11 protein-coding genes are annotated in these 13500 nt (G+C 59.4%); 8 read left to right on the forward strand and 3 right to left on the reverse strand.

Annotated elements, in window-relative coordinates; translation table 11 throughout:
* Nucleotides 1–11 precede the first annotated feature (11 nt).
* Complete coding sequence (locus tag ACQRBV_RS10340) at nucleotides 12–797, reverse strand: transporter substrate-binding domain-containing protein (protein WP_411984933.1); 786 nt, start codon at nucleotides 795–797, stop codon at nucleotides 12–14.
* A 254-nt stretch (nucleotides 798–1051) separates the two neighbouring features.
* Here ACQRBV_RS10340 and ACQRBV_RS10345 point away from each other — a divergent pair, with 254 nt between their 5' ends.
* The 6 genes from ACQRBV_RS10345 to ACQRBV_RS10370 all read left to right on the forward strand — a co-directional run bounded on the left by ACQRBV_RS10345 (nucleotide 1052) and on the right by ACQRBV_RS10370 (nucleotide 8328).
* Nucleotides 1052–1747 carry a FadR/GntR family transcriptional regulator gene (locus ACQRBV_RS10345; RefSeq protein WP_090368050.1) on the forward strand — a complete coding sequence of 232 codons (696 nt, stop codon included), beginning with the start codon at nucleotides 1052–1054 and terminating at the stop codon, nucleotides 1745–1747.
* Between the two features lie 121 nt (nucleotides 1748–1868).
* Complete coding sequence (gene trxA, locus ACQRBV_RS10350; protein WP_060753581.1) at nucleotides 1869–2198, forward strand: thioredoxin TrxA; 330 nt, start codon at nucleotides 1869–1871, stop codon at nucleotides 2196–2198.
* Nucleotides 2199–2432: 234 nt separating this feature from the next.
* Nucleotides 2433–3692, forward strand: coding sequence for a transcription termination factor Rho (gene rho / locus ACQRBV_RS10355; protein WP_003206716.1), 1260 nt, complete (start codon nucleotides 2433–2435; stop codon nucleotides 3690–3692).
* Between the two features lie 153 nt (nucleotides 3693–3845).
* Nucleotides 3846–5834 carry an acyltransferase family protein gene (locus tag ACQRBV_RS10360; protein WP_411984934.1) on the forward strand — a complete coding sequence of 663 codons (1989 nt, stop codon included), beginning with the start codon at nucleotides 3846–3848 and terminating at the stop codon, nucleotides 5832–5834.
* Between the two features lie 59 nt (nucleotides 5835–5893).
* Nucleotides 5894–7360 carry a 4-hydroxy-3-polyprenylbenzoate decarboxylase gene (gene ubiD, locus ACQRBV_RS10365; protein ID WP_104994984.1) on the forward strand — a complete coding sequence of 489 codons (1467 nt, stop codon included), beginning with the start codon at nucleotides 5894–5896 and terminating at the stop codon, nucleotides 7358–7360.
* Complete coding sequence (locus ACQRBV_RS10370; RefSeq protein WP_060753578.1) at nucleotides 7360–8328, forward strand: CDP-6-deoxy-delta-3,4-glucoseen reductase; 969 nt, start codon at nucleotides 7360–7362, stop codon at nucleotides 8326–8328. The genes ubiD and ACQRBV_RS10370 overlap by 1 nt, the downstream gene beginning before the upstream one ends.
* On the opposite strand, the gene ACQRBV_RS10375 is transcribed toward ACQRBV_RS10370, so the two are convergent.
* Complete coding sequence (locus tag ACQRBV_RS10375) at nucleotides 8325–8789, reverse strand: sn-glycerol-3-phosphate transporter (protein WP_411984935.1); 465 nt, start codon at nucleotides 8787–8789, stop codon at nucleotides 8325–8327. The genes ACQRBV_RS10370 and ACQRBV_RS10375 overlap by 4 nt on opposite strands.
* A gap of 283 nt (nucleotides 8790–9072) precedes the next feature.
* On the opposite strand from ACQRBV_RS10375, the gene ACQRBV_RS10380 reads away from it, so the two are divergent.
* Together ACQRBV_RS10380 and ACQRBV_RS10385 are read left to right on the forward strand one after the other, a co-directional pair.
* The gene (locus ACQRBV_RS10380; RefSeq protein WP_411984936.1) at nucleotides 9073–11457 is read left to right on the forward strand and encodes a TonB-dependent receptor plug domain-containing protein; all 2385 of its coding nucleotides are present in this window, start codon (nucleotides 9073–9075) and stop codon (nucleotides 11455–11457) included.
* A gap of 27 nt (nucleotides 11458–11484) precedes the next feature.
* Nucleotides 11485–12141, forward strand: a complete 657-nt coding sequence (locus tag ACQRBV_RS10385; RefSeq protein WP_060753575.1) for a gamma-glutamylcyclotransferase — start codon at nucleotides 11485–11487, stop codon at nucleotides 12139–12141.
* Here the strand turns inward: ACQRBV_RS10385 and glpT are convergent.
* Complete coding sequence (glpT, locus tag ACQRBV_RS10390; protein ID WP_060753574.1) at nucleotides 12127–13476, reverse strand: glycerol-3-phosphate transporter; 1350 nt, start codon at nucleotides 13474–13476, stop codon at nucleotides 12127–12129. The two genes, ACQRBV_RS10385 and glpT, sit on opposite strands and share 15 nt — an antisense overlap.
* Nucleotides 13477–13500 lie beyond the last annotated feature (24 nt).

Here is a 13500-nt window from a genome sequence, read left to right on the forward strand (position 1 = left end):
TCAGCTCCGCTTCAGAGATCGGCAGGCAACGGCTCTTTGAGCCATTGCATCGCGTTCTTTTCCAGGCTGCCGTCAGCCTTGGCCGCGACCAGAATCTGATTGACCTTCTCCAGCAGGGCCGGCTCGTTTTTGTTCACCCCCACATACACCGGCGAGTCCTTGAGTTTCACCTTCAGCGCCGGCACGCGTTTCGGGTTGCGCTCGCTGATCGCCACCATCACCACGTTGCCGCTGGCGATCAGATCGACCTGGCCGGCAAGGTAGGCAGCGATGGTCGAGTTGTTGTCTTCGAAGCGTTTGATGGTGGCTTCCTTGGGCGCCACGGCTGTCAGCTCGATGTCTTCAATGGCGCCGCGGGTCACGCTGATGGTCTTGCCCTTGAGGTCGTCGGTGGTGCTGATGGGCGCGTCAGGCGGGCCGAACACGGCCAGGTAGAACGGCGCGTAGGCCTTGGAGAAATCGATGACTTTTTCTCGCTCGGGGTTCTTGCCCAGGCTGGAAATCACCAGGTCGACCTTGCCGGTGGTGAGAAACGGGATGCGGTTGGTGCTGTTGACCGAGGTCAGCTCCAGCTTGACCTTGAGCTGGTCGGCCACCAGCTTGGCGGTATCAATGTCCAAGCCGCGAGGCTTCATATCGGGACCAACCGAGCCGAAGGGGGGGAAATCCTGGGGTACGGCGACCTTGAGGGTGCCGCGGGCAACGATATCGTCCAGACCGTTGGCCTGGGCGGGTGCCTGGCCCAGCATCAGGCTGGCAAACAAGGCAGTGAGCAGGGCGCTGTAGCGCTTGGTCATGGCAACTCTCCGGAAGAGACGGGGGAATGTTCTGTCTGGAGCTATTGCACGGCCCATGCCATGACACTGCCAATGCTCTGGAACGCTGGAGTTTGTTGAGTCTCGTGGTCTTACTGGTCTGAACAGTCAGCTGGCGTTTCGCACCCTTTTCGAGCGCTGCCAAAACCGCGCGAGCCCCTTTGGGGCGTGGCTTGCCGAGGGCTGCGAATAGCTTTACAACTAGCCGCTCAGCTCTCTGGAACCTTGAGTCTTCTATGAATTCCATCGCCCAAGCCGTACCGGAAGCGGCCCTGCAGGCCATCCGCAAACTGATCAAGGAGCAGGGCTTCGCCGCCGGTGATGCGCTGCCGTCCCAACGCGACCTGGCGGTGCAGTTGGGCGTGAGTCGAGCCTCGTTGCGTGAGGCGTTGTCATCCTTGAGTGCCTTGGGCGTGGTCAGTGTGCAGCCAGGTAAAGGCGTGTTCGTTCAAGAGGTACAGGAGACCCCGGGGTTTGCCTGGCCCTTCGCCGCCCAGGCCACGCCGTTGGATATCTTCCAATTGCGCTATGCCCTTGAAGGGTTTGCCGCGGGGTTGGCGGCGGTCATGTTGACGATTGATGAACTGGACACGTTGGAAGATAACCTTGAGGCGATGCGCAAGGTGCTCAAGTCGGGAGACTTTGAAGCCGCCGCCCGGCTGGACTTCGAATTCCATCAACGCATCTTGCTGGCCAGTGGTAACCAGGCGATGGTGAGCATCCTGAGCGCCAGCGCCGACGTGTTCCTGGAAAGCCAGAAGCTACCGTTCATCCGGCCGGAGCGTGCCATGGAAACCTGGCAGGAGCACCGCAGGATCCTGCGTGCCCTGGCGCGGCGCGCCAGTGCGGCGGCGCAGAAAAGCATGCAGGAGCACGTGCGCAACGCGGCGTTGCGTACCGGTATCGCCTTCGTCACCCCGGTAGCGCCGTGAGTTGGGCTATACCCAAACTCATGCGCCGTCATAGGAAGACTCAATCAGAGGCGGCTTCCTGAACGGGGGAAGGGCGGCTATGATGGGCAACGTTTTTTTTGCTTACAATCCGGAGACATCCATGAGCAACGATCTTATCAAGCACGTCACCGACGCGACCTTTGAGGCCGAAGTACTCAAGGCTCAAGGCCCGGTGCTGGTTGACTACTGGGCTGAATGGTGCGGCCCTTGCAAAATGATCGCTCCGGTCCTGGACGACATTGCAACCACTTACGAAGGCAAGTTGACCATTGCCAAGCTGAACATCGACGACAACCAGGAAACCCCGGCCAAGCATGGCGTACGTGGTATCCCGACCCTGATGCTGTTCAAGGACGGTGAGGTTGCGGCTACTAAAGTGGGCGCGCTGTCGAAGTCCCAGTTGCAAGCTTTCCTCGACGCAAACATCTAAGCGTCGTGAAAAAAGCCCCGCAAATCGCGGGGCTTTTTCGTTAAACAGGGCTAGACGCTCCGAAACTCAGGTGGTACATTCGGCCCCGCACTGGTTTCTCCACTGCCCCCTGCAAGCCGTCGCCGACGCATTCCTTTTCGATTAGTACGCGATCCTGTCGCCTTCTCTGCGGCGCGGCCTCATTAAGCCAAAAGCTTAATTTCCCCCCTCCATAAATGATTACGTCATTCCTATATGAATCTGACTGAACTCAAGCAAAAGCCGATTACCGAACTGCTCGAATTGGCCGAACAGATGGGCATAGAAAATATGGCCCGTTCGCGCAAGCAGGACGTGATTTTCTCCCTGCTGAAAAAGCACGCGAAAAGCGGCGAGGAAATCTCCGGTGATGGCGTGCTGGAGATTCTCCAGGACGGCTTCGGCTTCCTCCGCTCTGCAGACGCTTCCTATCTCGCCGGCCCTGACGATATTTATGTCTCGCCGAGCCAGATCCGTCGCTTCAACTTGCGTACCGGTGACACCATCGTTGGCAAGATCCGTCCTCCGAAGGAAGGCGAGCGTTATTTCGCCCTGCTCAAGGTCGACACGATCAACTTCGATCGTCCCGAGAACGCGAAAAACAAGATTCTCTTCGAGAACCTGACCCCGCTGTTCCCGACTGTGCGCATGAAGATGGAGGCCGGTAACGGCTCCACCGAAGATTTGACCGGTCGTGTAATCGACCTGTGCGCCCCGATCGGCAAAGGCCAGCGTGGTCTGATCGTCGCACCGCCGAAAGCCGGTAAGACCATCATGCTGCAGAACATTGCAGCGAACATCGCACGTAACAATCCTGAAGTTCACCTGATCGTGCTGTTGATCGATGAGCGTCCGGAAGAAGTGACTGAAATGCAGCGCACCGTGCGCGGCGAAGTGGTCGCCTCGACGTTCGATGAGCCGCCAACCCGCCACGTGCAGGTTGCCGAAATGGTGATCGAGAAGGCCAAGCGCCTGGTTGAACACAAGAAAGACGTGGTGATCCTGCTCGACTCCATCACCCGTCTGGCCCGTGCCTACAACACTGTGATCCCAAGCTCCGGCAAAGTATTGACCGGTGGTGTCGATGCCCACGCCCTGGAGAAACCGAAACGTTTCTTCGGCGCTGCGCGGAACATCGAAGAAGGCGGCTCGCTGACCATTATCGCCACCGCGCTGGTTGAAACCGGCTCGAAGATGGACGAAGTGATCTACGAAGAGTTCAAGGGTACCGGCAACATGGAACTGCCCCTGGACCGTCGTATTGCCGAGAAACGTGTGTTCCCGGCGATCAACATCAACCGTTCCGGCACCCGCCGTGAAGAGTTGCTGACCGCCGACGACGAACTGCAACGCATGTGGATTCTGCGCAAGTTGCTGCACCCGATGGACGAAGTCGCCGCCATCGAGTTCCTGGTCGACAAGCTGAAAACCACCAAGACCAACGACGAGTTCTTCTTGTCGATGAAGCGTAAGTAATACGACGTTTCAGGTCTGAAAGAATGGCGCCCCCAGGGGCGCCTTTTTTTATCGAGAAAGGGAGCTTTTCATCGTGAACGTGTCAGTTAAGAAACACAAAAATCTCTTTCATTGTTAATCTTTGTACTTTTTACCTGACTGGCTCACTGATTTATGACCACCCTTGCTTATCGACGAGACATTGACGGGTTACGTGCCATCGCAGTGCTGGCGGTCGTGCTGTTTCATTTCGGCGTGCCGGGCTTCACTGGCGGCTTTGTCGGTGTTGATGTTTTCTTTGTGATTTCCGGTTATCTGATCACTACGATCATTTGGCGCGAGCGTGAAGCTGGGCGTTTCAGCTTTGTGGATTTTTGGGCCCGGCGCGCCCGACGTATCCTGCCGGCGCTGTGCGTGATGATGCTGACGGCAGTGGTTGTGGGCTGGTTCCTGCTGGCGCCCAAGGACTACGAGGAACTGGGGCGTTCGATTCACAACCAGGTAATTTTCATCTCAAACCTGTTTTTCATGCGCCAGGATGGCTACTTCGATGTAGCGTCCGATATGAAGCCCATGCTGCATACGTGGTCGCTGTCGGTTGAAGAACAGTTCTACATTGTTTTTCCGCTGTTACTGACGTTGCTCTCGAGTCAGGTAAAGCGCTGGCGCATGGCTTTGTTGGTCCTGGCGCTGGCGTCCTTTGCCGCCTGTGTCTGGACACTGCCCCGTTATCCAGAAAAAGCTTTTTACCTGCTGCCCATGCGGGCCTGGGAGCTGCTGGCCGGATCCCTGCTGGCGGTGATGCCGCTGCGGGCATATCGAGCAAGCCCAATATTGGCTCAAGGTATCAGTCTTGCCAGCCTGGCCCTGATCCTGGTGGCGGTGTTCGGTTATGACGCCACCACGGATTTTCCGGGGGCTGCCGCGCTGTTGCCGGTATTGGGCGTGGTAGGGCTGATCTGGGCCAACGGCCAGCAAGTCACACTGGTCGGGCAATTGCTGGGCAGCCGGGTGATGGTGGGTATAGGGCTGATCTCCTACTCGTGGTACCTGTGGCATTGGCCTGTGCTGGTCTATGGCAAATACGCCAGCCTTGATGGTCTGGCGGCATGGGAACTTGGCGGATTGCTGGGTTTGAGTATGGTCTTGGGTTATATGTCCTGGCGTTTCGTCGAGGCGCCGTTTCGTGAGAAGCGGCTGTTGGCGGGGCGGCGCTCAATTCTGGTTGCGGCGGTTATCGGGTTGGTCGGCCTGGGGCTTGTCGGCAAAAGCATGACCTGGACGGACGGCGCGCCTTGGCGGCTATCGCCGAAGGCGTTGCAGTTCGCCCAGGCGCGGGTCTGGAGCCCTAAACTGATGAATTGCCTGTCGGATGACAAGAAAAACGATCATCGAGAGCTATGTCATTTTGGCCCGGACTCCACCAGCCGTGTTCTGGTTTGGGGCGACAGTCATGCTTCGGCCTTGATTCCCGCACTCAAGGATGGCGCAAGCAGGTACGGCTTGAGCATTACCCAGGCCGGGTATTCAGGTTGTACGCCGTTCTACCGCAAGGAAAGCACACCGGGATGCCAGGCGTTCAATCAGCGCGTCGCCGAAGTGCTGGAGCAGGGGGCGTTCAGTGACGTGGTTCTGGCCGCGCGCTGGAGCCTCTATATCTATGGCGAACACTCCGGTGATACCGGCGCCTCGATTCACGACCCGGCGACCGGCAAGTATGACCGTGCTGTCGCCGAGCAGCTTTTTGCCGCTGCTGTGCGTGCACAAGTCCAGCGGCTGCGCGCCGGCGGCCATCGGGTGTGGTTGGTCAAAGAGGTGCCGCTGCTGCCCTTCAGCGCGCCTTATCGTCTGAGTCGCCTGGCAATGCTGGGGCGACCGACGGATAGAGAAGGCATGCCTGTCGCGGATCACCTCCAGCGTCAAGCCTATATCAATGATGTGTTCGAGCAGCTTGCCAAGGCGGACTCCGGTGTCATGTTGCTGGACCCGGCCTCCAGGCTGTGCGACGCCGGGGGATGGTGCGGCGTCGAACTTGAGGGGCATTCCTTGTACACCGACGACAATCACCTCTCGGATGTGGGCGCGCGGTTTGTCGAGGCGTTCCTCGAACCCTTGTTCAACGCGTCGCATGCCTCTGCCGTGACGGATAATGGCGTGCAATAAGCTGCCAGCCGCCCTCAGAGCAGGTAGGATGTACGCCTATTTTACGGGTGGCATGGTTAATGAAATTCAAGGATCTTCGGGATTTCGTGCAGCAACTTGAGCAGCGCGGAGAGTTGAAACGTATCCAGATGCCGATTTCGCCGGTGCTGGAAATGACTGAGATTTGCGACCGCACCTTGCGTAACAAGGGCCCGGCGCTGCTGTTCGAGAACCCGACCGGGTTTGATATCCCGGTGCTCGGCAACCTGTTCGGCACGCCCGAGCGCGTGGCCTTTGGCATGGGCGCCGAGTCGGTCAGCGAGTTGCGCGAGATCGGCAAGCTGCTGGCCTTCCTCAAGGAGCCCGAGCCGCCGAAGGGCTTGAAAGATGCCTGGTCGAAGCTGCCGATCTTCCGCAAGATCATCGCCATGGCCCCCAAAGTGGTCAAGGACGCGGTCTGCCAGGAAGTGGTCATCGAAGGCGACGATGTCGACCTGGCCATGCTCCCGGTGCAGACCTGCTGGCCCGGCGATGTCGGCCCCCTGATCACCTGGGGCCTGACCGTCACCAAAGGCCCGAACAAGGAGCGTCAGAACCTCGGCATCTACCGTCAGCAAGTGATCGGCCGTAACAAGGTCATCATGCGCTGGCTGAGCCATCGTGGCGGCGCCCTGGATTACCGTGAATGGTGCGAAAAACACCCGGGTAAACCGTTCCCTGTTTCCGTGGCCCTCGGCGCTGACCCGGCCACCATCCTGGGCGCCGTGACCCCGGTGCCTGACAGCCTGTCCGAATATGCGTTCGCCGGCCTGCTGCGCGGTAACCGTACCGAACTGGTGAAGTGCCGTGGCAATGACCTGCAAGTACCAGCCACCGCGGAAATCATCCTTGAAGGCGTGATTCATCCAGGCGAGATGGCCGATGAAGGCCCCTACGGCGACCACACCGGTTATTACAATGAAGTCGATAGCTTCCCGGTGTTCACCGTGGAGCGCATCACTCACCGGATCAAGCCGATCTACCACAGCACCTACACCGGCCGTCCGCCGGATGAGCCGGCCATTCTCGGCGTGGCATTGAACGAAGTGTTTGTCCCGATCCTGCAAAAGCAATTCCCGGAGATCACCGACTTCTACCTGCCGCCGGAAGGCTGTTCGTACCGCATGGCCGTTGTGACCATGAAGAAGTCATACCCAGGGCATGCCAAGCGGGTAATGCTGGGTGTATGGTCGTTTTTACGACAGTTCATGTACACCAAGTTCGTTATCGTCACCGACGACGACATCAATGCCCGCGATTGGAACGACGTGATCTGGGCCATCACCACGCGCATGGACCCCAAGCGCGACACGGTGATGATCGACAACACGCCGATCGACTATCTCGACTTCGCCTCGCCGGTATCGGGCCTGGGTTCGAAGATGGGGCTGGATGCCACCCACAAATGGCCGGGTGAGACCACCCGCGAGTGGGGCCGAGTAATCGTCAAGGATGAGGCCGTCACTGCCCGTGTCGATGCGATCTGGAAAGAATTGGGAATAGATTGATGCGTGTAACCCTGCAACCTTCCGGCGCCGTGCTGGAGCTGGTCCCTGGCGAGCGAATCCTCGAAGGCGCGCGCCGCCTCGGCTATGAGTGCCCTCAGGCCTGTCGCAATGGCGTGTGCCATGTGTGTGCGGCGCTGTTGGTGGAGGGCCGCGTGCGGCAGGCCGGTGAGGTGCGTGACCACGGTGAGTTCTACACGTGCATCGCAGAACCGCTGGAAGATTGCATTGTGTTGTGGGATGGCGTGCTGGCGCCGGGAGAGTTGCCGTTGCGCAAATTGTCGTGCCAGCTGAGCGAGTGCGTGGAGGTGGGCGGCGATGTGTGGCGTGTACGCCTGCGTGCGCCGGCCGGTAAGGCGGTGCGTTACCACGCCGGCCAGTACCTGATGATCGAGCGGGAGAACGGCGAGAAATCGGCATTCTCCCTGGCTTCAGCGCCCCACGCCGGGCGCGATCTGGAGCTGCATGTACTGGCGCGCGAAGACAGCGCCCGCAACCTGCTGGACCAGTTGCAGCGTAACCAGATGGCTCGCGTCGAACTGCCATTTGGTGACACTCACCTGGCCGAGTTGCCCGACGGGCCGCTGGTGTTGATCGCCGCCGGTACCGGCATGGCGCAGATGCACAGCCTGATCGAGCATTGCCGCGCCTCTGGCTTCAAGCACCCGGTACATCTCTATTGGGGCGTGCGCCGACCCGAAGACTTCTACGAAATCGAACACTGGCCACAGTGGCAGCAACTGCCCAACCTGTTCCTGCACAAAGTGGTCAGCGATCTGTGCGGCTGGGAAGGGCGTTGCGGGTTGTTGCATGAAGCCGTGTGTGAAGACATTGCCGACCTCAAGGCCGTCCATGTCTACGCCAGCGGCTCTCCGGCCATGATCTATGGCACTTTGGATGCGCTGGTCGAGGCCGGCATGGATGCACACCAGATGCGTGCCGACGTATTTGCCTACGCACCCCGCCCTTAAAAACGCGCGCCGGCCGTGAGCATTGCGGCATTGAAACCCAGCAGCACGAACTCACTGGCCACCGGGCCGACATGCACGCCCACTGAGGGGATGATCGCCGGGGCCACGCCGAATCGGTTGAGCGGTATTTTATCGCGGTATTGGCCGCGATAACCCTGGAGTGCGCCCGCTGTCAACTTCACGTAGAGCGGTGATTGAGCAATATCGTAGCGCTTGCCGGCGTAGACATAGTAAGAGCGCTGACTGAACGAGTTACGAAACGTCGCTGCGCCATACACCCGCCCTGACGCTTCGTTACGCTCCAGGTTGATCAGATCCTGATGGTTATTGTGCTGTGGATTCGGTGAAAAATGCCGGGTGTACAGGCTGGTCTGTGCGTACCAGAAACCTTTTTCGTCTTCGCTGGCCAGCGTTGTGGCAGCCGGCGCCAATAGCAGCAGACCGGTAATAAGATATTTCATGGTTCGACCTCGGTAGTCGTTTGAAGGGGCGGCTAGGGTGGGTCGCTGAACGCCACAGTTTGACGGTTGGCGTCCTGCGTGGCCTGAACCTGAGCTGACAATCAGGTCGCCTATGCTTATGCAATTTCGGTATTTTTTAAGTAAGAAATATCTTATTAAGCTATAAGCAACGGACTACCGACTTTCTGCCAATAACCAATAAATGACCGCCACCGCCCGCCAGCCGGATCGATCGTCAGAACTCAGAGCATTGAAGTTCCGAGTAGATTCCAAGGGGAGCGGTATGGGGAGCTACAAGACGTACAGGTTGTACACAGCACTTTTGTCGGCCAATTTGCTGACCGCTGTGGGATTTAATCCAGTCCACGCGGCCGAAGCCGCCGCCGAGGCACCGAAACTCGATACCGTGATCGTCACCGGTACCCGCGCCCAAGAGCGCACCGCCAGCGCATCGCTGTCGCCTGTCGATGTGATTTCCGGCGAAGCCCTGCGCAGCACCGGCTCCGATGAGTTGGGCGCGGTACTCGCACGGTTGATTCCATCGATCAACTTCCCCCGTCCGAGCCTGGTGGACGGTGCCGAACTGGTGCGCCCGGCACAGTTACGTGGGCTGTCGCCGGATCAAGTCCTGGTGCTGGTCAACGGAAAACGGCGGCATACCAGCGCTTTCGTCAATCTCGGCGGTGCCGTGGGGCGTGGTTCTGCGCCGGCGGATTTGAATGCGATCCCGCTGTCGGCGGTAGACCATATCGAAGTGCTGCGCGATGGCGCGTCCGCCCGTTACGGCTCGGATGCGATTGCCGGGGTGATCAACGTAATCCTCAAGCACGCCGACCACGGCGGCTCGATCTCCAGCAAGTTCGGCCAATACAAAAAAGGTGATGGCATCCAGCGCAACCTCAGCGGCAACACCGGGCTGGCGCTGGGCGATAACGGCTTTATCAATCTCTCGGGCGAAGGGGCCGACAACGATTACACCAACCGCGCCGGCAACGATTTTCGCCCCGCCAGCGTAGGCTCCACGACCTATGGCCAACGAGTGTTCCGCCAGGGCGAACCGGCCACGGATGAAGGCAAGTTCCAGTTCAACGGCGAATATGCGTTCAGCGATGCGGCCGAACTCTATAGCTTTGGCGGCTACAGCAAGCGGCGCGGCGAGACGGCTGCGTTTTACCGGGCGAGCAATGCGTCCAACAACATTGCGGCGCTCAACCCTAATGGCTACCTGCCGTTGATCAAAGGCAACCTGGAAGACACCTCACTGGTCGTGGGCTTGCGCGGCTTGCTGGCCTATGACTGGCATTACGACCTGTCGGCCAACTACGGCAAGAACCAGTACGAGTTGGGGACCGAAACCATCAACACCTCCCTTGGCCTGGCCACGCCGCGCAAATTCAACAACGGCACCCTGAGCAACGACCAGCGCCAAGTCAGCCTGGACCTGTCGCGTGAGTTCGACGTGGGGTTCTTGCCCTATCCTGTCTCGGTGGCCTTGGGTGGCGAATACCTGCGCCAGGGTTATCAAATCGAAGCGGGCGAGCCGGCGTCCTACTATCAGACCGGCAGTTCGGGCTTAGGTGGGTTCCGCGATGCCGACGCCGGCAGCACCTCTCGTCATAACTGGGCCCAATACCTGGACCTGGAAACCAATTTCACCGAAAAACTCAGCGCCTCGGCCGCCGTGCGGCATGAGGATTACAGCGACTTCGGCTCCAACGTCAGCGGTTCGCTGTCGGCCCGCTATGACTTCACCCCGCAAGTGGCCTTGCGCGGCAGCCTTTCCAACGGCTTCCGCGCGCCGTCCCTGGCCCAACAGAACTTTGCCTACACCTCGTCGCAACTGATCGGCAGCACTATCCAGGAGGCCGGCACCTTTCCGGCCAGCAGCCAAGTCGCCCGCTTGCTCGGTGCTGAAGACCTGAAGCCCGAGAAATCGCGCAACTACAGTCTCGGCCTGGTGCTGGAGCCGACCGATGACCTGACCGTGACGCTCGACGTCTACCGCATCGATATCCGCGACCGCATCAGTCTGTCCTCCAACCTCAACCTGAACCCGGCGACCATCGCGTACCTGCAAGCCAACGGTGTCGGCAATATCAACTACACCAGCGCCCGTTACTTCACCAATGCCACCGACACCAGCACCGACGGCGTCGACCTGGTGGCCAACTATCGCTACCTGTTCGATAACGGCATTCGTTGGAACAGCACCGTCGGCTACAACTACAACCACACCCAGGTTACTGACGTGAAAGCCAACCCGGCGATCCTGGACAGCCTGGGAGCCAACCTGGTGCGGGTCGATCGTCGTGAGCGCATCGGTTTGCTCGGCGATACCACACCGCAGCACAAGTTGAGCCTGGGCAACGATTTCACCTATGGCAACTGGGCACTGCACAGCAACCTGGTGCGCTATGGCGAGTTCACCAGTTACCAGGCGGACAAGGTCAACGACCAGACCTTCAAGGCCGCCTGGGTGCTCGACCTTTCGGCGGACTACAAGTTGAAGAACTGGACCTTCACCCTGGGCGGCGACAACATCACCGACAAATACCCGGAGAAGGTCAACGCGTACGCCAGCAGCGGCGGCAATCTCGCCTACAGCACTTTTTCGCCGTACGGTTACAGCGGCGCGTTTTATTACGGTAAAGTTGCTTACAACTGGTAATACACAGGGGGCGCACTGTTTTTCGCCATGACCGCCATTGAAACCGATCTTTTGCAATTGGCTTACCCTCCGCGGCTCGATCTGGGGCCGCAACTGACTCACGAACAATTGATGAGCTCCATGCAGGCCACTATGGCTCGGCATAAGGGAGGGCCGGTCTGGCTATTTGCTTATGGTTCGCTGATCTGGCGTCCTGAATGTTCGTCGACCGAGCGGGTGCGGGCGCGGGTCCACGGTTATCACCGCGGCCTGTACCTGTGGTCTCACGAGCACCGTGGCACGCCGGAATTGCCGGGGTTGGTGTTTGGCCTGGATCGCGGGGGTTCCTGCAGCGGGTTTGCCTACCGTTTGCCGGAAGACCAATTGGAAGCGTCGTTGTACGCCTTATGGCAGCGCGAAATGCCCTACCCCTCGTACCGGCCGCACTGGCTCAGTTGCCGCCTGGAAGATGGCAATCAGGTGCAGGCGCTGGGGTTTGTGTTGGAGCGGCATTTGCCCAGCTATGCCGGAAACTTGCCGGATATCGTACTCAATCATGTGCTGCAAAGCGCTTGCGGGCGTTACGGCACCACTCGCGATTATGTCGAGCAGACCGTGAACGCCCTGCGTAGCCACGCCATGCCAGATAAGAATCTGGAGGCGCGGCTCAAGCGTTGTACCAAGGATTGCTCAAGCGGTAGCTGATCGCGCTTCGCTGACGCTGTTGGTATGCCACAGCGTAGGAACCAGGAACGCGATGGCCAGCAGGCACGCGCCTACCAACAACACAAACCCACCGTTCCAGCCGAAATGGTCGACGGTGTAGCCCATGGCCGCGCTCGCCGCCACCGAGCCCCCCAGGTAACCGAACAGCCCGGTGAAACCCGCAGCGGTTCCCGCAGCTTTCTTCGGCGCCAGTTCGAGCGCCTGCAGGCCGATCAGCATGACCGGGCCGTAGATCAGGAAACCGATGGAAAACAGCGCGATCATGTCGATGGTCGGGTTGCCCGCTGGGTTGAGCCAGTAAACCAGGGTCGCCACGGTCACCAGCGCCATGAACACCACGCCGGTCAGGCCACGATTGCCACGGAAGATCTTGTCCGACATCCAGCCGCACAGCAGCGTACCGGGAATACCGGCCCACTCGTAGAAGAAGTACGCCCACGAGGTTTTGTCCACGTCGAAGTGTTTGGCTTCCTTGAGGTACGTCGGTGCCCAGTCCAATACGCCGTAGCGCAGCAGGTAGACAAACACGTTGGCGAAGGCGATGTACCACAGCATTTTGTTGCGCAGCACGTATTTGACGAAGATTTCCTTGGCGCTGAACTCTTCTTCGTGGCTGGCGCTGTAGCCTTCCGGGTAATCGTTCTTGTATTGCTCGATCGGTGGCAGGCCCACCGATTGCGGCGTGTCGCGCATGGTAATGAAGGCAAAGGCCGCCACCAGCAATGCCACGGTGGCCGGGACGTAGAACGCCGCGTGCCAGTCATTGAACCAGGCCATTCCCAGCAGGAACAGCGGGCCGATCAGGCCGCCGCCGACGTTGTGCGCCACGTTCCATACCGACACCACGCCGCCGCGTTCTTTCTGCGACCACCAGTGCACCATGGTCCGGCCACTGGGTGGCCAGCCCATGCCCTGGGCCCAGCCGTTGATGAACAGCAAGATGAACATCATGGTTACGCTGGACGTTGCCCAAGGTGCGAAACCGAAAATGAACATCACCCCCGCTGAGACCAGCAGGCCGAAGGTCAGGAAGTAGCGAGGGTTGGAGCGGTCGGACACCAGGCCCATCAGGAACTTGGACAGACCGTAGGCAATCGCGATCGCCGACATCGCCAGGCCCAGTTCGCCACGGGTGTAACCCTCGTCGATCAGGTAGGGCATGGCCAGCGAGAAGTTTTTGCGCAGCAGGTAGTACCCGGCGTAACCGAAGAAGATACCGGCGAAGATCTGCCAGCGCAGCCGTCGGTAGGTACTGTCTATTTTTTCTTCAGGCAGGGGTGCCTGGTGTGCGGCAGGACGAAAGAAAGCAAACATTCAAGAGCTCCAAATTTCTTGTTT

The sequence above is a fragment of the Pseudomonas sp. R11F genome (assembly GCF_050312575.1).
GTDB lineage: Bacteria > Pseudomonadota > Gammaproteobacteria > Pseudomonadales > Pseudomonadaceae > Aquipseudomonas > Aquipseudomonas palleroniana.

Coding starts and splice junctions, on each gene's coding strand:
- ACQRBV_RS10385 (WP_060753575.1), top strand. CDS start 11,485: ATGACCGCCATTGAAACCGATCTTTTGCAATTGGCTTACCCTCCGCGG.
- ACQRBV_RS10370 (WP_060753578.1), top strand. CDS start 7,360: ATGCGTGTAACCCTGCAACCTTCCGGCGCCGTGCTGGAGCTGGTCCCT.
- ACQRBV_RS10345 (WP_090368050.1), top strand. CDS start 1,052: ATGAATTCCATCGCCCAAGCCGTACCGGAAGCGGCCCTGCAGGCCATC.
- ACQRBV_RS10380 (WP_411984936.1), top strand. CDS start 9,073: ATGGGGAGCTACAAGACGTACAGGTTGTACACAGCACTTTTGTCGGCC.
- ACQRBV_RS10340 (WP_411984933.1), bottom strand. CDS start 797: ATGACCAAGCGCTACAGCGCCCTGCTCACTGCCTTGTTTGCCAGCCTG.
- glpT (WP_060753574.1), bottom strand. CDS start 13,476: ATGTTTGCTTTCTTTCGTCCTGCCGCACACCAGGCACCCCTGCCTGAA.
- ACQRBV_RS10360 (WP_411984934.1), top strand. CDS start 3,846: ATGACCACCCTTGCTTATCGACGAGACATTGACGGGTTACGTGCCATC.
- ubiD (WP_104994984.1), top strand. CDS start 5,894: ATGAAATTCAAGGATCTTCGGGATTTCGTGCAGCAACTTGAGCAGCGC.
- rho (WP_003206716.1), top strand. CDS start 2,433: ATGAATCTGACTGAACTCAAGCAAAAGCCGATTACCGAACTGCTCGAA.
- trxA (WP_060753581.1), top strand. CDS start 1,869: ATGAGCAACGATCTTATCAAGCACGTCACCGACGCGACCTTTGAGGCC.
- ACQRBV_RS10375 (WP_411984935.1), bottom strand. CDS start 8,789: ATGAAATATCTTATTACCGGTCTGCTGCTATTGGCGCCGGCTGCCACA.